This window comes from Rhizobium sp. BK650, from assembly GCF_014195325.1.
In the GTDB taxonomy this organism is placed as follows: domain Bacteria; phylum Pseudomonadota; class Alphaproteobacteria; order Rhizobiales; family Rhizobiaceae; genus Rhizobium.
Genome location: NZ_JACIBK010000021.1, coordinates 1 through 20,723 on the forward strand (window position 1 = coordinate 1; position 20,723 = coordinate 20,723).

Consider the following 20,723-nt stretch of genomic DNA (forward strand, 5'->3'; position numbering starts at 1 on the left):
GCGGCTTTCGCGTGCCGTGCGTCGATGCAGACGACAGGTAGGTCGATACGCCTGAGCTCATGCCACAGCCAGCTCGACATAGCTCCCGTTTCAAACGCGCCTGATGTCGATGTTCCGATGTTTGCGCCGGCGGTCCTGGATGTGCCTACGACGCCTGTAGCTAAAGAGCAGGAATCGCCGCGCGCAGCGAGAAGGAAGTCGGGCAGCGGCGCAATCGAATTGGAGCTCGGCGGGGCCATCATCAGGATCGCATCCGGCACCGACACCGCGACGATTACAGCGGTCATTCACGCCGTGAAGGCACAGTCGTGATCGGACCGTCGGGAGCGGTAAAGGTCATGGTCGCCACTCGGCCCGTCGACTTCCGCAAAGGCGCGGAGGGGCTGGCAGCGCTGGTCAAGGCCGAGATGGGTGCCGATCCGTTCTCCGGTGCGATCTATGGGTTCTGGGCCAAACGTGCGGACCGGATCAAGCTGGTCTTCTGGGATGGCAGCGGTGTTTGCCTGGTCTCCAAGAGGCTTGAGGATGGCGAGTTCCATTGGCCCAAGATGCCCCGGAACAACGCGAAGCAACGGCCTTCGTATTTCAGATAGTTAATATTAAATCCAATTAAAATCTAGGGATTTATGCAGCCAATCTCTTCATAAGGCGAGTTTTCATGTAATTTTTTATTTAAATTCCCGTATAGCTGGCATTGACAACGGGGGGATAATTAAGCCATTCGTAACGCCGACAAGGGACGCGAAATGCACGCGCTGCGTTAACATAATATATTATGGTTGTATAAATCCTAAACACATCATAATTGGACACCAGGAAGTTATGCCCTCTTTTAGCTTGCCTTGGGTCGTCGGACCGGTTCCAATCGTAGTTACGATATGGTCTGCCTTTACAACCGCCGCAGCTCTTGTCCGTCGAAGAGAAATGACGGGAGGGCGATTCGCTTCTGCGTTTCTATTTCCGTTAGGAGCCATTGCTGCAGTCTCCCTGACATTTTTGCCAAGATACGATCTGCGCGTCGTCTCAGTTGCGGGACAACTCACAACAACTCTGTTCTTTATCGCAATTTATATTGCCGAGAAGACGCGTCGTGGCGACCCGCTGTTGGCTCCGATGGAAGAGCAAATTAATCTTCGTAATATGTTTTGGACTCTATACTTTATAATTATAATATACATCACTTACGTGATAATTATATTTTCATTTCCTATCTCAGAAGCTTGCTCAATTGGAAGATGCTATATTCTTGAGTTGCTATTCGGAGGGAAAATCTACAGTTTCTCAGTATTGTACTTTGTGAATTCCGTTGGATCTATGTTTTTGTCCTGCATTATTGTAATTATATCCAGAATTATCGCAACAATGCGGATGCGTAGTTGATCAAGCAACTAGCTGGGAGTAAATAAATGGCTGGGATTCAGGATTGGGAAGGGTGGCAGACCGGTCGGTCAGTCGTCAACAATGCGGCGACTGCGTTCAGTTTTTACGCGGGAATACGGCAGACTTATCAGGCCAAACAACTGCTTGAAGTCTATACTTCGCTGCCGACTTCCAGACTTCCCAGCATCTCCAGATTCGTACTGCCTCATATCGACGCGTTGGCTCGAACGGGGCAGTTTGATGAGATCGGTCGAATAGCCCGGAGCGAAACAGTTCTGTCCTATGCGCGCACTGGAAGTCGTCTCGGCGATGCTATGGGACCTCTTATGGTGATAGATGCCGGTTATGACCTGAATACTTACAAGGGACCCAGGACGACGACGAGGGGCTTTGGGATCCTGGGTGATGATTTAATAGGAATAGGAATAGGATGGGGAACCTCTGCCCTGGTGGGAGAGGGATTGGCGTACCTAGGCGGGGCCGCGTTGGTGGGGACGCCTATGGGATGGGCTGCATTAGGTATAGGCGTACTTGCCGGAGCCGCGTACTCGTTAGTTTCTGGCAGTGGCGTTCGCGACGACATTACCAAACTACTCGACAATATGATCGATGGCGAGCGTAACTCGTTCTCCTCGCCTAAAACCTATCAAGCTTTCTTGGACGGCCTGGCTCACGCTCCGCAAGGAGCTATTCCCTACGATCAGGTACATTTGTCATGGTTTGACTTGGAGGAGGCTAGGCAGGCCGGACTTACACCCGGTCAGATGAAACAGCAGATCGTTCTCGGCGAAAAGGCAGCGGCTGGCTATATGCTGGCACATCCGATAGAACAGCAGCCGTTTATCTACACACCCGCTATGCAGGCAGCGGCAATTGCCGCGGGACGCGAGCTCGACGGCCCTGAAAAGGTTGCCGCTTTACTGCATCCACAGCCCATAATGTCGATTTCAGCACCACCGGGCATTAGCCCGCAAGCCGCCCTGCGCGATAATCAAGATAGAGGAAACTACACTCCACCCTCATACCTGCGCGGCTGGAGCCCTACAGGTGGCTTGCGGGATAATCAGGACCGTGCCACCTATAGCGCGCCAGATCCAATGCGCGGTTGGAGCCCTCAGGGGGGAAAACGAGATAATCAGGATAGAGCAAATTATTCCGCGCCGTCATCTCTCCGGGGTTGGAGCCCTGCAGGCGCCCTTCGTGATAATCAGGATAGAGCGCATTACAGCTATTCATCACCTTCATCTCGTAGCAATATCCAGGACCAGCGCAATGAACAAAGAGAGACGCGTTCTTCGCGGAGGCCGGTTCTTCTCGATCTGAGCGGTACCGGCTTGAGCGTCGAAACTCTGTCGACATCCTCCAAATTCCTGGACCTCGACGGTGACGGCTATCAGCATCGGACAGCATGGGCAGGAGCGGGCACCGGCGTTCTCGTCATTGATGCGGACGGCGACGGTAAGATCAGCCGGTCGAGCGAATTTGCCTTCACCGAGTGGGATTCGGCGGCAACGAGCGATCTTGAGGCGCTGAAACGTATCTTCGACACCAACGGCAACGGCAAGCTCGACGCGGGCGATGCCCAATGGTCGAAGTTCCGTGTGGAACTGAACGGCCAGCTGGTGACCCTCGACAGCCTCGGCATCACCTCGGTCGACCTGACGCCAACCGGCAGCGGCCAGACCTTCGAAGATGGTTCCGCGATCACGGGAACGACGACCTTCACCCGAGCCGACGGAACGACGGGAACGGTCGGCGACGCTAAGCTGTCGAACGATGACGATGCCTATATTGTCAAGACGACCAGTGTGACGAAGGCCGACAATTCGGTTGAGAAGACGATCCTCGCCTACAATGCCGACGGCAGCCTGGCCTTCCGCAATGTGGTGACGACGAGCGCCGACGGTTCGAGCATCTCGACGAAGTTCGACGATGATGGCAACGGCACCTTCGATCGCACGCAGTCGAACGTCACGACGGTCGCCAGCGGCGTGATCACCAAGGTAGTATCGAACTTCAACGCCGATGGAACGCTCGCCGACAAGACGACGACGGTCACGAGCGCCGACCGCAATACGGTGACGACGACGGTCGACCAGGACGGCGATGGCATCATCGACCAGCGGCAGACCTATGTCCGCAATGCCGATGGTTCGAGCACCACGACCACGGAGCAGCTGAGCATCAACGGCACGGTGCTGACCAGGACGACGGTCCAGACGAGCGCCAACGGCTTAACGAAGACGACGTCGGTCGATGTCGATGCCAATGGCACGGTCGAGACGATCGTCACCGAGACGACGGTCATCGGCAGCGATGGCACCCGCACCAAGACCGTCGATAAGACGAGTTCGGCCGGCAAGCTGCTCAGCCGTGACGTCACGGTCACCAGCGCCGACAACAAGACCAGCACACTGTCGTCCGACGAAGACGGCGATGGCGACGTCGACACCAAGACGGTGGCACAGACGACCGTCGGCGCCGGGGGCGATATCTCGGTCGCAACCTCGGTCTATAATGGTGACGGCACGCTTCGCGGCAAAGAGTTCTCGACCACATCGGCCGACGGACGATCGAAGATGACCTCGTCAGATCTGACGAGCGATGGGGTCTATGACCTCGTCGAAAGCGATATCAGCGTGGTTGCGGCAGACGGTTCGGTCACACAGACGGTCCAGAAGACCGCCGCCAACGGCGGCCTGCTGTCGAAGGTGGTGACGACGCGCAGCGCCGACGGCAAGACCATCAATGAATCGGCCGATACCAACGGCGATGGCGCCGCCGATCAGATTACGGCGATCAGCACCTTCAGCAACGGCTACCGCAATAACGCGATTGCCATTCGCAATGCCGACGGATCGCTCGTGTCCAAAGTCACGGTGCTGAGCGCCGCCGACGGCCTGTCGAAGACTACGAGCACCGATGCGGACGGCGACGGCACGTTCGAGCTTGTCACCACCGATGTGACCACGGCCAATGCCGACGGCAGCAAGACCGAACTGGTCCAATCCAGAAGTGCCGACGGAACGCTGCTGAACTCGACGAAGACGACGACGTCTGCCGACAGTTTGACGCAGACGGTCACCACCGACAGCAACGGCGATGGCGTCACCGACCTCAAGGTCACCGATACGCTTGGCGTGCTTGCGGACGGCAAGCGGACGGAGACGGTGACGACGACGAGCGGCGACGGAACGCTGCTCGCCCAGGTCTATACGGTTACCTATGCCAACCGCCAGAATACGACGGTCAGCACCGACGCCAACGGCGACGGGGTCTATGACAAGATCGAAAGCAACACAAAATATGTCGGTGGCAACACCGATTTCTCCGTGCGTACCCAGGCGGCCGACGGCACTCTGATCAGCAAGTCGACGACATCGGTCAACGCGAGCGGACTCGTCACGCAGATCAACAGCGATCTGAACGGCGACGGCGTTATCGACAGTGTGACCCAGGATATTACGACATTTGGCACCGATGGAGGCAAGACGGTCTCCCATTATGTAAAATCCAGTAACGCCACGCTGCTCGGTCGGGACACCGTCCAAACCAGTGGCAATGGCCTCTCGATCCTGACAAGGCAGGATCTTGATGGCGACAACGCCTTCGATCTCGCCAAGCAGGACACGACGGTGCTCGGGGCCGACGGCTCCCGCACGCAGACGGTGACGACGAAGAGCGCCAATGGCACACTTTCGGCCCAGACGAGAACCGTGACCAGCGCCAATGGCCTGCAGGTGCGCAGCGACGTCGACGCCAACGGCGACGGCACGTTCGAACGCAGCACGCTGTCGGTCAAGACGCTCAACGGTGACGGTTCGACCACACAGACCAATACCGTCACCGGCGCAGACGCGAGCCTGATTGCGAAGTCGACCACAACCGTCAGCGCCGATGGCAAGTCCAGCCAGGCGACCGCCGATATCGACGGCGATGGCGCGATCGATCGCAAGGAGACGGTGGCGGTCGCGGCAAACGGTATATCGACCGATACGGTCGAGACCTACAAACCCGATGGCACGCTGGCGAGCCGCGCCGTCTCGACGGTATCGGCCAACGGCCTTGCAAAGACCAGCAAGTCCGACCTTGACGGCAACGGCACGTTCGAGGAATCAATCTCAGACACCAAGTCTGTCGGCGCCAATGGTGCGACGACCGAGGTCTTCTCCCGTTTCGACGCCAGTAATGCGCTTGTCGAGAAGACGACGACGGTCACGTCCGCGGATGGAAAGACAAAATCGACGAGCTGGGCGGATGCGTCCGGTACGACGAAGCGCTCGATGACCGATGCAATCGTCCTCGCCCAGAACGGTTCGACGACGGAGACGCTGTCCTACCTGAAGGCAGACGGGTCGCTGGAAAGCAAGACGATCACGACGACCGATGCCCATGGTGTTTTGAAGACGACGACAAAAGACATCGACGGTAATGGCGTCATCGATCAACGCACCACCGAGACGGTCGCCAATAACGGCTCCAAACAGCAGAAGTTCGAGGATCTCACCTCGAGCGGCGCGGTCAAGAGCGCGGCGACGATTACGACGTCGGCCAACGGCTTCAGCACCACAACCGACTATGACACCAACGGCGATGGCACCGTCGACAAGCGGATCGCATCTGCGCTTGCGATTGCCGCGACCGGCGTGCGCACGACGGTCGTCCAGGAATCCGTCGCCGGCTCTTCTGGACTGGTGCTTGCCAATAAGTTGACAACGACAGTCTCCGGCAACGGCCTTCAGACCCAGAAAGACTTCGACAAGGGCGGCGATGGCACCGTCGATCAGTCGAGCACCGATACGACGACCTTGAACGCCGATGGCTCGCGCACGCAGGATGTGAAGACCTTCAATGGCGGCACCTCCGGCACGCTCACCAGCCGCTATGTGACGACGACGAGCGCCAACGGCCTGTCGGTCAGCCGCCAGTGGGATACGGTCGGGGCAGGGACGTTTGCTCAAACTTCGACGGATGTTACGGCGCTCAATGCCGATGGCACGAAGGTGCGCACGGTGACGAACTTGAGGGCTGACGGTTCGGTGATCTCCAAGTCGGTGACGACGGTGGACAAGTCCGGCAACGTCGTTCGCACTGTCGATACCCGCCCAGCCTTCGGCGACAAGGGCACGAAGAGCGAGACGACGCTGCTTGCCGATGGCGCAACGCGGGTGACGGTCACAGGAACGGATGCGAACAACGTCCTGACCGACAAGTCCGTCATCCTCACAAGTGCGGACAAGACCCGCGTGACCATCGAGCGCGACATCAACGGTGATGGCATCGTCGACCAGCGCCAGCAGGTGACGACGGCCAATACCGGCGTCCAGACCTCCGTCATCACCGATCTCAAGGCAGATGGCACGCTTGCCGACAGGACCACGACGACTGTCTCGGCTGATGGTCGCCAGACGACGATCCTGTGGGATTACGACGGCAACGGTACCAACGAACGTCAGCGGATCATAAATGAATCAATCCGAGCCGATGGCGGCCGCACGACGGTGATGACCGACACCGACCTCGTGACCAACAAGGTGGCGGCGGTCATGACGACCGAGGTGTCTTCCGACGGCCAGACGACGACCACCACAAAGGACGTCAATGGTGACAACACGGTCGACCAGACCGAGACGGTGACGAAGGATCTGTTCGGCAACACTTCAAGTGTAACGACCAACAATACAACCGCACGCGACGTCTCGTACCTCTCGTCTGGTGGCGTCTACTGGAAGCAGGCAATTGCGGCTAAGTTGGTAGCAAGCACATCGGCCGACGGCAAGACCAAGACGACGCGTTATGATTACGATGGCGATGGCGTCTTCGAAGTCGTCATGCAGTCGACCCAGCAGATCGACGGTTCCGTCGAGACAGTTGTGACGGAGACAACGGCGGCCGGCGCCATCGTCGGCAAAGGTACCCTGTCGACGAGTGCCGACGGCTTGATCACCAAGCTGAGCAAGGATGCCGACAATAACGGCACGACAGACCATACCGAGACGTCCGTCAAGCATATCGACGGCTCGATCACACTGACCAAAGTCGATATTGGCAGTGGTGGTTCCGTGGCCAAGACAGTGGTCGATGTCGTCAATGCGCTTGGAACACTTTCCTCCCGTACGACGATGGATTCACTCGGCCGCAAGACGGAACAAACGGTAATTGCAGCTGACGGAAGCTCAAAGACGACATCCTACGATGCCGCGAGTGGGTCGATTGCAAGCGTCACTAACTCAAATAAGGCCGGGCTTCCCGTTGATGCCACCTTCTTTGACGCGACCAACGCGAAACCGTGGAAGACGATCGTGCAGACATACAATGCTGCCGGGCAGGTTAGGGTCTACGATCAGACCAATGACAACGGCACGCGCTACCGGGAGGACTATGATCCTACTAATGCGGCGAACTGGAACTTGGTTCAGACATGGTACGATGTTGCGGGCAACCCGAACCCGACGGCCCAGATGGTTACCTACGACGATAATACGCGCTACCGCGAGGACTATGATCCCGCTAATTCATTCAACTGGAAATTGAGTAAGACGTGGTACAAGATCGCGGGGAACTCCAATCCGACTGACCAGACCGTCAGCTACGACAACGGATATACCTATATTTACACATACGACGCGGCAAATGCGCAGTCCCTAAATTATCGACTGCTCATCCAGGACGGGCCAAACTCAACGATTGAACGACAAGATCGCTACGATGATGGTAGTTACGACGACTATGCCTACGACGCCCATGGTACAGCAAATTATAGCTATATTTTCACCTCGTATTACTACGATCGGTCAAGAAATACGTATATAACCAAGCTTTGGTCGGACCATAGAGACGACAGTAACCAATCAATATACAGTAGCATTCAATATGACTATCTCGGGCGGGAGTTCTATTCTAAAATCGTTACGTATTATGATCCCTCCGGCCGCCCACGATCTCAAGACATCTATTACGACAATGGGATCGTAGATCACACGCCCCGTAACAAGCCGGTATTGCTGGACCTCGACGGCGACGGCCATGTCGATCTGCGCCCCCTTACCCTAGGTGCTGACAGCGTGAATACGCCCTTTGATTGGGACGGAGATGGGCAAGCTGACGAAACCGCTTGGGCCGGCCCGAACGACGGCTTCCTGGCGATCGATCTCAGTGCTGATGGCTCTGCCGGGCCTGACGGGATCATCGATCAGGCGCTTGAACTGGCGTTTGCATTGTGGGCTGAGAATGACGGCACGTCCGACATTTCCGACCTAGACGGCCTCCGTCTCGTCTTCGACACGAACCACGACAATGTTCTCGACGCCAATGACGCCCGCTGGAGCGAATTTAGAATCTGGCGTGACAGCAACCAGAACGGCATCAGCGATGCCGGCGAGTTGCTCACCATGTCGGAGGCGGGCATCAAGCTCGTCAACCTGATCCCCAATGCAGGCGGTGCCCAGGCATTCGACGACGGTTCGGCGATTACGGGCACGAGCAGCTACGAGACGACGAACGGCCAGACGCATCTCGTCGCAGACGCAAGCCTCGCCTGGCAGAAGAACACCAACGGTGTCGCCGCGTGAGCCTTGCGATGACCGCTCGCACCATGGCGACGCACATCAATCGAATGTGCGTCGTCTCGCCTGACGGCGAACAGGACGGCGTCCGTGATCGTCACCGCTGATCCAACCGTTGCCGAGCCAACCAAACCGATAGAACACGCACCCGCGGTCGAAATCGTCGACAGCGGGCTTGCAGCCATTTGTGCGATTGCCGGGTATTTCCGGATTGCCGCGCAACCGTCAACCCTAGCCCGGGACCTGGCGGTCGTCGGCTCTTGCGGATCGAACGATCTCTTGCGTGCTGCCAAGAGCCTCGGCCTCAAGGCCCGTATTGTGCAGGTGCGCGATGCCCCCAAACTTGCGACACTTCCGGCGCCATCGATTGCGATGCTTGCCGATGGCTCCTTTGCCGTCTTCGGCGGCCCGACGGGCGACGGAACGTTCCGGCTTGTCGATCCGGTTGCCTTTTCGGCGCGCAGTGTTTCGACCGAGGAACTGCTGGCCGAGACCAGCGGCCGTTTCATCCTGGTCCAACGACGGTTTTCTGGGCCGGGCGCTTCTCCAAAGAGCTTTGGCTTACGCTGGTTCCTGCCAGCCATCTGGCGCTATCGGCATGCCTTCGGTCACGTCCTCATCGCCTCGCTGATCGTGCAGATCTTCGCGCTGATCACGCCTCTGTTCTTCCAGGTCGTCGTCGACAAGGTGCTTGCCCACCGCAGCTATTCGACGCTGATCGTTCTCGTCGTCGGGCTCGCAGCCGTCGGCCTCTTCGACGTCGTGCTGCAGTATCTCAGGACCTACGCCCTATCGCATACGACGAACAGAATCGACGTCGAGCTCGGACGACGGCTGTTTCGCCATCTCCTCAATCTGCCGCTGAGCTACTTCGAGACGAGAGCGACCGGACAGACGATCGCCAGAGTCCGCGAGCTGGAAACGATCCGCAGCTTCCTGACTGGCCAGGGCCTGTTCTCCGGGCTCGACCTCATCTTCACCATCGTCTTCATCGCGGTCCTGTTTTCCTATTCCTCGAAGCTCGCCTGGATCGTCGTCGCCTCGATCCCTGTCTATGTCGCAATCGGCGTGTTGATCCGTCCGCTCCTGAAAGACCGTATCGACGAGAAGTTCGAGCGCGGCGCCTATAGCCAGCAGATGCTGGTCGAAACGGTCGTCGGCATACAGACGATGAAGGCAGCCGCAGTCGAGCCGGTCGTGGCCGCACAATGGGAAGAGCGGCTGGCGGCCTATGTTCAGTCCTCCTTTGCCGCGACCATGCTTGCCGCCAAGGGCCAGAACGCCATCCAGTATGTCAACAAGATCACCTCGGCCGCACTTTTATTCCTTGGCGCGCAGGCGGTTATCGATGGCGAGCTGACGGTTGGCGCCCTAGTCGCCTTCAACATGATCGCCGGCCAGGTCTCCCAGCCGATCCTGAGGCTCTCGCAGCTCTGGCAGGACGTCCAGCAGGTCCAGGTCTCGATCGACCGGCTATCCGATATTTTGAATGCGCCGGCCGAACCGCGTCCTGCCGTCGCGATCAGCCTGCCAAAGCCAAGAGGCGCCATCGCCTTCAAGGGCGTGAACTTCCGCTATACGCCCGAGGGACAGGACGTCCTGAAGAACATCAATTTTGCCGTTCGTCCCGGCGAAGTGATCGGCATCGTCGGCCCTTCCGGTTCCGGCAAGTCGACGCTCACCAAGCTCGTGCAGCGTTTCTATATTCCCAATAGCGGCCAGGTGTTCGTGGACGGCCAGGATATCGCCCAGATCGATCCCGCCTGGCTGCGATCGAACATCGGTGTGGTGCTGCAGGAGAACATGCTGTTCAACCGGACGATCCACGACAATATCTGCCTGGTCAATCCGGCGATGTCGCGGGCTGCTGCCATGCAGATGGCGCGGCTCTCCGGCGCCGACGAGTTCATATCCAAGCTGCCGCGCGGCTATGACACGATCATCGAGGAGCGCGGAGCGAACCTCTCCGGCGGCCAACGTCAGAGATTGGCGATCGCCAGAGCCCTTGCCTCCAACCCACCCATTCTCATTCTCGATGAGGCGACCAGCGCGCTCGACTATGAGAGCGAGCGGATCATCCTTGCCAATATGCGTGAGATCGTGCGCGGGCGCACCGTCATCATCATCGCCCACCGGCTGGCGACCGTGCGCCACTGCGACCGCATCATCGGCATGAAGGATGGCCGTATCGTCGAAGAAGGCACGCACGAGACATTGCTTGCCCGCGAAAACGGCCTTTACGCCCATCTCTGGCAATTGCAGACGGCGCCGATCGAGCCATGAACCAGACCGTTCGTCCGCCGAAGGTGCCGAAGAAGCCGCCGCGCAAGCCGCGTGATCATACCGCGTTCCTGCCAGCCGCCCTGGAGATCCTGGAAACGCCGGCTTCCCCGATCAGGGCCGCGCTTATCTGGTTCATCTCCGTCTTCGTAATCTTGGCGATCGTCTGGAGCTATTTTGGCCGCTTCGACATCGTTGCGACCGCGCAAGGCAAGCTGCAGCCGACGGGGCGGGTGAAGGTCATCCAGTCATTGGAAACCGGAAAAACGTCTTCGATCCCGGTCACCAACGGTTCGAAGGTTAAGGCGGGCGATGTCGTCGTCGAACTGGATCCGACGGAGACCAGGGCAGAGGTCGATGCGCTCCTGGCAAGCCTTCGGTCGCTGCGAGCCGAAGTCATTCGGCGAACGATCGCGAGAGCGCAGGTGGTGGTCTGGCAGCGCAACGGTATCTGGAACAGCCCCTCGACCATCTCCATGCCGCTTGTCTTCGACGGCGATATCCCTGCGTCGATCAGAATCCGGGAGGAGGCGCAGTTTCGGTCCTCTCTGGAGCAGCTAGCCTCCTCACTTGCCAATCTCTCCTCGCAAAGGGAACAGCAGCTCGCCTCGCTTGGTCGCTTCAACCGGATGGTTGCAGCCCAGAAGAACCTGATTGCGACGATGGATGACCGTGTGACGATGCGCTCCCAGCTGATGGAGCAGAGCGCTGGCCCGCGCGCCAGCGTCATCGATGCAATGGAAGCTAAACAGCGTGCGGAGGCGGATCTCGCCGAGGAGATCGGCCAGGCCGAGGAGGCCGCGGCTGCCCTTGCTGTTGCGACCAGCGAAGGCGAGAAGGCGATCAAGACCTTCATCGCCGAAAACGTCGAGAAACAGACCGAGGCGGAGCGGCAGATCGACGACCAGGAGCAGCAGCTCATCCGCGCACAGAAAAAGCTGGATGCCATGACGATCAGAAGCCCGATCAATGGGACGGTCCAAACATCGGCCATCACGACCATCGGCCAGGTGGTCACGGCAGGTTCGGAACTGATGCGGGTCGTCCCGGAAAACGCGGTGCTGGAGATCGAGGCCTATCTGCCGAACCAGGATATCGGCTTCGTCGCGTCGGGGCAGCCGGCGGTGATCAAGGTTCAGGCGTTTCCGTTCACGCGGTACGGAGTGGTCGAAGGGAAAGTCACGCGGGTGGCGACGGACGCCATTCCGGAGCCCGATGCACAGCAGCTGGAGGGCCAGCCGGACAAGCAGCTGCAGAGCGCTATTCCAATAGGCAATGCCCAGAGGGTTCAGAACCTTGTGTTTCCGATCACCGTGGTGCCCGATGTCGACAAGATCAATGTCGATGGCATCTCCGTGGCGCTGTCGCCGGGCATGGCCGTCTCCGTCGAGATCAAGACGGGAAGCCGGCGCATATTGGAGTATCTGTTCTCGCCGATTGCAGAAGTTTCGTCGGAGGCGATGAATGAACGATAACGAACGCGTCTTTCCATGCGTGTCCGAGAAGCAGATGCGAAAACTCAAAAACTGGCCTTTGTATTTCTAAGTAAGGCGTTCCTGGCAGATGACCTCGACCATATCCTGAAGTGCTTTCACCCGATCGACTAGCCACTTTAGCTCTTCGTCACTAATCTCGTAGTTTAGCGAGTATCGGGCCTCGACATATGCGCGCGATAGCAGTTCGAAGCGCCGGCGGGCGAGCCGGTTATCTCTTGGCCAGGCGACGATCAACCGCTTGTCGAGCTCCTCGGCCTTTGAACGCAGCATCTTGATGCGATGTGATTTCGGACTGTAGAGCGTCAGCGTCAACAGAAGGCAGTGATACGCTGCTTCAGTTGCTTGATGAAGATTGAACGCCGCATGCCTAGGAACGCCGTTTACGATGCTGGTTTTTGCCAACTTGACGGAATGTCGAGATAGGGGCAGCCACTGCTCAAAGTATCTCTGCGCCTCGACTCCGGCCTCTTTCTTCGTCAGCCCCTTCGGCTGGGCAAGCGACTAGCCTTCCTCTTCGTAGAGCACCTTTCCGTCTTTCACGATATCGACGAAGAACGGGCGACCACGCGACAGCTGATCGTTGACATCGTGCAGGCTGTGGACAATCGGGATGACCGGCGTTTCGATCCGGTGGGCGATCTGTTCCTGCAGTAGTCGCTCGTCGAGCGACAGCCACAGCTCCTGTTCCTGAGCAAAGTTCTCGGAGTTGACGACGATGAGGAGATCGTAGTCGGAGCGATAGCCGCTCGACCGATCCTCCACCCAGTCGCCGCGCGCATATGAACCGTAAAGGATGACCTTCAGGATCCGGCTGTTTGCCCGCTTGGCCGACAATTTGGTGGCGCGGAACTGCTCGACCTCGTCAAAGATGATCTCCAGGACGCGGGCAAGCTCGCGCCGCTTTTTTGCTGGAAGATGGTCGAGCGTATCGGTCAGGGTCAAAGCCGCATCAAAGCCTTCGGTGGGAATCGTGTCCATCGTAACGGCTCACCCGATGTTTCGCACCTGAAGCTTTTAAGAGAATCTTAAATGAGATGCAACCTAAGAGGGGTCGATTATTGGCAGATTGAACCTTCCGATAGGAACTTTCTGTCTGGACCTTGCGCCGCTGAATGACAGGCTCCCGCCCCGTGCGGATTAGATCCAGCATCATGGCGTCGAGAAGGGGGGCGGTCGGTGACCTCCATTGACTTGCGGCTTATAAGATCGCTCATAAGTTGCGGGATCTCGGTTTGTCTCTCCATTGCTCTTGAGGTCTTCGAGATTGGAACCATTCAGCGGGGTCTTAAACTCCACGATCTCCGGCTGAGAAGTGAACGCGGCTCCCACCGGGCGTCGAAACGGATCAAGGTCAAACGCGGAAAAGTTCGGTACCCGCAAGGTGAGGCACACTTAGTAGTTATGAGAAAAATGTTAAAGCAGCCAGAACGTTAGACCTTACCTTTTTAAGCAATTAAGTTCTTTTACAATGCGTTGAACATGTGTATCAGATCCGGGAACGTCGAATTATCTCGGTCATTAGGTTGTACATCGTGTCTTTCGCCCGAACATGGCATGCTTTCGTTGCGGTTGCATTCGCAAGCGGATTTATTAATCTGCTGCATTTAACCGGCTCATTGTTCATGCTTGAGGTCTATGACCGTATCCTGCCTAGCAAAAGTATCCCCTCTCTGATCGCCCTATGCGCTCTTGTGTTGTTGCTTTACGGCTTTCAAATGGGGTTTGACGTGGTTCGGGGGCAGATGTTGACTCGGGTCGCAGACCTTCTAGACGAGCGATTGGAAGGGCGCATGTATAGGGCGCTCCTGAAAATGCCCTTTTCCGGCGAGATTAGAGGAGATGGCCTGCAGGCTCTTTCCGATCTCGACCAGATTCGCGGATTCCTTTCGAGCAACGGCCCCAATGCGCTGTTCGATTTTCCGTGGCTCCCATTTTATCTGCTCATTTGTTTCATGCTGCACCCTTGGATTGGCATCAGCGTTCTCGCGGGCGCCGTGATCCTGGTCGCCATCACCGTGCTTACAAATTGGTCTACGACAACGCTGAACGAGAACGCAGCGAGTGCTCGCGGTCAGCGCAATATCTTTGCGGGCGGCAGTGTTCGCAACGCCGAGGCCATCCAGGCGATGGGCATGTCAGGCACGATGACGGCTATATGGCGTGAGCTTCACGGGCAGTACAAAAGCCGGAGTCGGCGCGGGGCCGACATCGGCGGGGCCTTCGGTGCTGCTTCGCGAGTGGTACGCATGATCATCCAATCTGGCGTTATGGCGGTGGGCGCTGTTCTTGTCGTCCACGGCGATGCTACCGCAGGTAGCATCATCGCTGGATCAATCCTATCGGCCAAGGCTCTTGCTCCCGTGGAGCAGGCGATCGGGAACTGGCGCAGCTTCACATCGGCACGGCAGGGTTGGAGGCGACTTCAGAGATTTTTCGAGATCGTGCCGGAGGAAGAGGCTTCCCTATCGTTGCCTCGGCCGGCATTCACTTTCTCGGTCGAGAATTTGACCGGCTCACCCCCTGGTGGGGCTGCATTTACACTGCTGGATGTTTCCTTCGAAATTCAAGCTGGAAGTGCGCTTGGGATCATCGGGCCGAGTGCATCAGGAAAGTCCACGCTTGCCCGCCTTATTGTTGGCGCTTGGCCGATCCGCCACGGTAAGGTGCGATTTGACGGTGCGAGCCTCGACCAGTGGGATATGGATGAGCTTGGCCAATATCTCGGATATCTTCCGCAGACTGTCGAACTGATGGCTGGCACGGTGGCGCAGAATATCGCTCGCTTCAGACCTGACGCCAGCGCTTCCTCCATCATCAATGCGGCGAAAGCGGCGAATGTTCATGATCTCATTTTAAATCTGCCTGATGGCTACAAGACCAAAATCGGCTCTAACGGTGAAGCTCTTTCCGCAGGTCAAAAGCAGCGCATTGCCCTGGCGCGCGCGCTTTTTGGAGACCCGTTTTTGGTCGTGCTGGACGAACCCAACTCCAATCTCGACGCCGAAGGCGAAAATGCTCTTAGCAATGCGATCGCCAATGTCAGAGCAAGAGGCGGGATTGTGATTGTCATTGCCCATCGCCCGAGCGCGTTGGCCAACGTCGATCTGGTAGCGGTTATAGCTGCCGGGCGATTGCAGCGATTCGGTACTAAGGAAGAAATTTTCGGGCAGGTGCTGCGTCAGAATATTCGGCCCGTCACATCAGACCATCAGCCACGAGCAATCGAAAACGCCGGTCCGTCACCGGCAGCAAACGACCTGTAACGGTGGGATGATGCTAGGAAAACTCGCAAAGTTGCCGCTCGCCAAACACGTCGCCGTTGTCGCTCTGCTCGCATTCGGCTTGGTCGTCGGTGTTTTTGGTTGGGCGATGACGACTGAGCTTTCAAGTGCGGTTATTGCGTCCGGCCGCGTCGTCGTCGAGAGCAATACGAAGAAGATCCAGCATCCTGCAGGTGGGATCGTCAGCGAGATCGACGTCAAAGAAGGTGACCGAGTAGACGCTGATCAAGTGCTTGTCCGCCTTAACGGAACTGTCGTGAAGGCCAATCTTTCCATTGCCGAGAATACGCTTGCCCAGCTCTATGCACGACGAGCCAGATTGCAGGCCGAGGCGTCGCGAGCCTCTGACGTGACGGTCCCAGAGAAGTTATCCGAGCTTTCAACGTCTAAGTCAGCTGCAACGCTGGTCGCAAGCGAACAGAACCTATTTGTGAGCCGCAAGAATGCGCTTGAAGGCATGAAGAAACAGGTTGCGACACGCAAGCAACAATTGACGGACGAGGTGGATGGTCTCACAGTCCAGATCAATGCGACCCGGGATCAAGTTCACCTTGTTGAACAAGACCTTGAGAAGGTCAATACGCTCTATCAGAAAGGCCTGACCACGCAGCAAAGGCTGAATGACTATAAGCGTCGGAAGTCTGAGCTGGAAGGGCAGCTGGGGCAGGGTATTGCGGCGCGCGCGCAGACTGAGGGCAAGATCGGCGAACTGGATCTCCAGTTGCTACAGCTCGATGAGGACCGGCAATCGGAGGTCACAAAAGATTTGACCACTGTTGAGGCTAGCATCGCCGAATATGAGGAGCGGCTGGCTGCCACGAAGGACCAGCTCGCTCGGTTAGAGATTCGCGCGCCGATTGCCGGCCGCATTTATCAGCTGAGCATTCACAATGTGAACGCAGTGGTCCAGCCAGGGGAGGTTCTGATGCTGGTTGTCCCCGAGCGCGACAAGCTGCAAGTCGAGGCATCGATCGCACCAAAGGACATCGACCAGATTTACAAAGGACAGCCGGTTGATATCCGATTTACAGCGTTCAACCAGACCACGACGCCTGACATTGGCGGTAGGATTTCAGTGATCTCACCCGACCTTCAAACTGACCCTCGCACCGGTGCAGCTTTTTATACGTTAAGAATAACGCCTGACATGGCAACACTGAAGGACCTGTCCGAAGGCACGCTCTATCCCGGTATGCCTGCTGAAATCTTTATCAAAATCGCGGACCGCACGGTTCTATCCTATTTCTCCAAGCCGTTCGCAGACAGGTTGAGGTTGGCCTTCAGGGAAGAGTGACGCGAAGTGAAATTGTCCCAAAAAGAGTTATGTCAAATATCCTTTTGGTCGTTGTTACATACTTGCCAAAATTTCATGCTTATCTATTAGTAAATTTGGACGTTTGTCGCTGCTCAACTTTGTGTGTCGGGCGTCGCTAGTAAAATTTATTCGAAAAGCAATGGAGAACATTCATGACAGGTTTAAAGGTCACATTCGGCAACGGTGGTGCGGCTAACGTTTCCGACCTTCTCAGCATCGATGCTCAAAATTCCAACGCCCTTGACTATAGCACGCAGCAGCATGAAACAACGACCGGCAGTGGATCGTCGATCGGATCCGGCCCTGTCACGGTTGGCGGTCCTGGCGTGGGCGGTGAAGTTGCCCTCAGCTTCGATCCAGAGGCAAATGCCTTCGTGTTTGACGTCGTCGGCAAGTGGAATTCGGTCAAAAATGTCCTGGCACAATCAGACAGCGCAGAGAACGTTTATTTCAAGGATTTCGTTCAGGCAGACGTCCACCTCGGCGGAAACAGCGCATCGTCGGTAGAGATCCTGAACGTAAAGCGCGCAAATGTTTCGACCGGCGCAGGCAATGACACGGTCACGATCTCCCTGTTGACGAATGACAGCAGCTGGGTAAATGCAGTGAGCGTCAACACAGGCGCAGGCAACGATACGATCACGATTAAGCAAGGCGTAGGCTTCAAAGATGGCACTGACGCCGGCACTGGCGGGATCACTGGCGCAACTGCTTTTAACGGTGGCAACGGTTTCACGGACGGCCGCTATACGACAGTCGACATCAAGGCCGGCGCAGGCAATGACACTGTCGATCTGTCGGGCGTCAATCTGAAGTCGTCAACGGTTGAGGGCGGTACCGGCATCGATCATCTGATCGCAAGCAGCGGTTCCGATACGTTCGTTTTCCACCTAGGCGATATGGCCAAATCGATCATCACGGATACGATCGACGGCTTCAACGCCAGCGTCGACAAGCTCAAGCTCGTCGGGACGGCGGTAACTGACTGGACCGCAACCGACTTCGGCGGCGATGCCGTTGTTAAGTATGTCGGCGCTGATCTCGCCCACAAGGGTGAAACTATTGTTCTGAGCAACGTCGACGCGAGCGGTTTTCATAACTGGTTTACCGCATAAGGATTGCTCCTTATCTCCTGTGCAGGAACATGCCGCCCGAAGGCGGCATGTCGCTTTGTACAGTCAGGCGGCCGGTTAAACTTTGACGGAAGCCTCGTCTATGCCGGGGGACAATTTGGAGCGCTCGATTAAAGTGTTGTGGCTCGCATACGTGTCTCGATCTGGCGAACAAGGGTTACAGGCCCGTCGTCTTCGACAATTTCTCCAATGGTCATCGGGATTTCGTCAAATGGGGGCCGGCGGAAGAGGGCGATATCCGCGATCGCGCGAGGCTCGATGAAGTGCTGGCAAAGCATAAGCCTTTGGCGATTCTGCATTTTGCAGCGCTGATCGAAGTCGGCGAATCAGTCAAGGATCCGGTCTCTCTTTACGAGAATAATGTCATCGGCACTCTGACGCTGCTGTCGGCGGCGCAGGCGGCGGGCATCAATGCCTTCGTCTTTTCCTCCACCTGCGCGACCTATGGTCTGCCGCAGAGCGTGCCGCTCGATGAGACGCACCGTCAGGTGCCGATCAATCCCTACGGCCGAACCAAATATATCGTCGAGCAGGCGCTTGCCGACTACGGTCAGTACAAGAATTTCCGCTCCGTGGTGCTGCGCTACTTCAATGCAGCCGGTGCTGATTTCGAAGGCCGCATCGGCGAGTGGCACCAGCCGGAAACGCACGCGATCCCGTTGGCGATCGATGCAGCCCTCGGACGCCGCCAGGGCTTCAAGGTCTTCGGCAGCGACTACGAGACGCGCGACGGCACCTGCGTGCGCGACTATATCCATGTCCTCGATCTCGCCGATGCGCATGTGCGGGCCGTCCAATATCTGCTTGATGGCGGCGAGTCGGTCTCGCTCAATCTCGGCACCGGCACAGGCACCACCGTGAAGGAGCTGCTCGGCGCCATCGAAGATGTCTCCAACAAGCGGTTTCCGGTCTGCAACCCCGGCCAGCGCCGGGCAGGCCAAGCGCTGATCTACATCATCAGGGGGGGGTCAAAATTGGATGTCGATTGGAGTGCGCCCCTCGGGGTGGACACTGATCAGGCTGCTGTTTTGCCAGCCCGCCGGATGTGTTGATCCTCGAACTGTTGTGGGCTCAGATAGCCGAGTGCCGAATGGAGCCTGCGCTTGTTGTAGACCTCCTCGATGAAATGGGGAAGGTGCTCGGTGACATCGTCGAAGGCTTCAAAAGCCATGGGATAGACCGCCTCGACCTTGAGCGTCTTCATGAAGCTCTCGGCCTTAGCATTGTCGTAGGGATTACCTCTGCGGCCCATCGAGCCGATCAAACCGTGGTCGGTCAGAAGCTGCCGGTAAGGCCCGGCAGCATATTGCGAGCCGCGATCGGAATGGTGCATGCAGCCCAGTGGCGGCTTTCTGCGATCAATGGCAGTTCTCAAGGCCGCGGCCCGCCCTAAGGCGTGCGTCAATTGAGCAGCCGATGGCGTAGCCGACGATAAGGCGAGACCAAGCATCAAGGATGATGGCGACATAGATGAAGCGGGTCGGCAGCGCGACGTAGGTTATATCGGAGACCCAAAGCTGCTTGGGGCCGCTCGGGATGATATCCATCGCTAGGTTCGGGAAGATCGGGCCGTCGTGGACACTATCCCTGCCGAGATTAAAAAAGCTGAGCGGATCTTTGCTGACGAGACGACGTTGCCAACGCTCGCGCCGGGATCCGGATCAGCAAAGACGGCTTGGTTATGGGCCTATGCCAGGGATGACAGACCCTTTGGCGGCAGTGGTCCGCCGATGGTCGCCTATCGCTTCGAAGATAGCCGCGCTGGCGATCGTGTCGCCCGGCATCTGAGTGGCTATCGCGGTATTCTTCAAGTTGACGGGTATGGTGCCTACAACAAGCTCGCTCGATCTGACGGCGGCAATAACGGTATGGTATTGGCCGGCTGCTGGTCCCACAGCAGGCGCAAGTTCTACGAGCTCCACGCCTGGGAAAGCTCAAAGATCGCCACCGAGACGGTGGAGCTGATGGCAAAGCTCTGGCAGGTCGAAGAAACAGCCCGAGGGCAAAGCCCTGACGCCCGTGTCGACGCGCGTCAGCAGACATCCGCCGCTGTCGTTACCGAGCTCTTCGACCTTTGGCAGATGACCCTGCCGCGGGTCTCTGGCAAATCGAAGCTCGCCGAGGCGATCCGCTATGCCACCTCGCGTCGCGCCATCTTCGAACGCTTCCTGACCGACGGCCGCATCGAGCTCGACTCCAACATCGTCGAGCGCGCGATCAGGCCCCAGACAATTACGAGAAAGAACAGCCTATTCGCCGGTAGCGACGTTGGC

At 57.5% G+C, this 20,723-nt stretch carries 12 protein-coding genes and 3 pseudogenes; 9 read left to right on the forward strand and 6 right to left on the reverse strand.

Annotated elements, in window-relative coordinates:
• Window positions 1–95, reverse strand: a pseudogene (locus FHX15_RS30820) (IS110 family transposase); the annotation flags it as partial.
• 243 nt (window positions 96–338) lie between these two features.
• On the opposite strand from FHX15_RS30820, the gene tnpB reads away from it, so the two are divergent.
• On the forward strand, window positions 339–593 hold the full coding sequence (gene tnpB, locus FHX15_RS30090; protein ID WP_184401992.1) for an IS66 family insertion sequence element accessory protein TnpB: 255 nt from the start codon (window positions 339–341) through the stop codon (window positions 591–593).
• Window positions 594–2,421: 1,828 nt separating this feature from the next.
• Here the strand turns inward: tnpB and FHX15_RS30095 are convergent.
• Window positions 2,422–2,616, reverse strand: coding sequence for a hypothetical protein (locus tag FHX15_RS30095; protein WP_184402006.1), 195 nt, complete (start codon window positions 2,614–2,616; stop codon window positions 2,422–2,424).
• Window positions 2,617–2,714: 98 nt separating this feature from the next.
• Here FHX15_RS30095 and FHX15_RS30100 point away from each other — a divergent pair, with 98 nt between their 5' ends.
• From FHX15_RS30100 to FHX15_RS30110, 3 genes are all read left to right on the forward strand, one after another.
• The gene (locus tag FHX15_RS30100; protein ID WP_246779151.1) at window positions 2,715–8,951 is read left to right on the forward strand and encodes a hypothetical protein; all 6,237 of its coding nucleotides are present in this window, start codon (window positions 2,715–2,717) and stop codon (window positions 8,949–8,951) included.
• Window positions 8,952–9,080: 129 nt separating this feature from the next.
• Window positions 9,081–11,228 (forward strand): type I secretion system permease/ATPase, encoded by a 2,148-nt coding sequence (locus FHX15_RS30105; RefSeq protein ID WP_312861956.1) that lies wholly within the window; start codon window positions 9,081–9,083, stop codon window positions 11,226–11,228.
• On the forward strand, window positions 11,225–12,700 hold the full coding sequence (locus FHX15_RS30110; protein ID WP_184401993.1) for an HlyD family type I secretion periplasmic adaptor subunit: 1,476 nt from the start codon (window positions 11,225–11,227) through the stop codon (window positions 12,698–12,700). Before FHX15_RS30105 ends, FHX15_RS30110 begins: the two co-directional genes overlap by 4 nt.
• A gap of 66 nt (window positions 12,701–12,766) precedes the next feature.
• Here the strand turns inward: FHX15_RS30110 and FHX15_RS31690 are convergent, their stop codons facing one another.
• Complete coding sequence (locus FHX15_RS31690) at window positions 12,767–13,201, reverse strand: HEPN domain-containing protein (protein WP_312861957.1); 435 nt, start codon at window positions 13,199–13,201, stop codon at window positions 12,767–12,769.
• A 21-nt stretch (window positions 13,202–13,222) separates the two neighbouring features.
• Window positions 13,223–13,699 (reverse strand): nucleotidyltransferase domain-containing protein, encoded by a 477-nt coding sequence (locus FHX15_RS31695; RefSeq protein ID WP_312861953.1) that lies wholly within the window; start codon window positions 13,697–13,699, stop codon window positions 13,223–13,225.
• A 554-nt stretch (window positions 13,700–14,253) separates the two neighbouring features.
• Here FHX15_RS31695 and FHX15_RS30120 point away from each other — a divergent pair.
• The 4 genes and pseudogenes from FHX15_RS30120 to galE form a co-directional block, all read left to right on the forward strand.
• Window positions 14,254–15,984, forward strand: coding sequence for a type I secretion system permease/ATPase (locus tag FHX15_RS30120; protein ID WP_312861954.1), 1,731 nt, complete (start codon window positions 14,254–14,256; stop codon window positions 15,982–15,984).
• A 7-nt stretch (window positions 15,985–15,991) separates the two neighbouring features.
• Window positions 15,992–17,296 (forward strand): HlyD family type I secretion periplasmic adaptor subunit, encoded by a 1,305-nt coding sequence (locus FHX15_RS30125; RefSeq protein WP_184401994.1) that lies wholly within the window; start codon window positions 15,992–15,994, stop codon window positions 17,294–17,296.
• 173 nt (window positions 17,297–17,469) lie between these two features.
• Window positions 17,470–18,432: a rhizobiocin gene (locus FHX15_RS30130; RefSeq protein WP_184401995.1), complete on the forward strand. Its 963-nt coding sequence runs from the start codon at window positions 17,470–17,472 to the stop codon at window positions 18,430–18,432.
• Window positions 18,433–18,545: 113 nt separating this feature from the next.
• Window positions 18,546–19,433, forward strand: a pseudogene (galE, locus tag FHX15_RS30135) (UDP-glucose 4-epimerase GalE); the annotation flags it as partial.
• A gap of 32 nt (window positions 19,434–19,465) precedes the next feature.
• On the opposite strand, the gene FHX15_RS30140 reads toward galE, so the two are convergent.
• Window positions 19,466–19,825: an integrase core domain-containing protein gene (locus FHX15_RS30140; RefSeq protein ID WP_184401996.1), complete on the reverse strand. Its 360-nt coding sequence runs from the start codon at window positions 19,823–19,825 to the stop codon at window positions 19,466–19,468.
• Window positions 19,809–19,997, reverse strand: a complete 189-nt coding sequence (locus FHX15_RS30145; protein WP_184401997.1) for a DDE-type integrase/transposase/recombinase — start codon at window positions 19,995–19,997, stop codon at window positions 19,809–19,811. The genes FHX15_RS30140 and FHX15_RS30145 overlap by 17 nt, the downstream gene beginning before the upstream one ends.
• Window positions 19,998–20,021: 24 nt before the next feature.
• Here FHX15_RS30145 and tnpC point away from each other — a divergent pair.
• Window positions 20,022–20,723, forward strand: a pseudogene (gene tnpC, locus FHX15_RS30150) (IS66 family transposase); the annotation flags it as partial.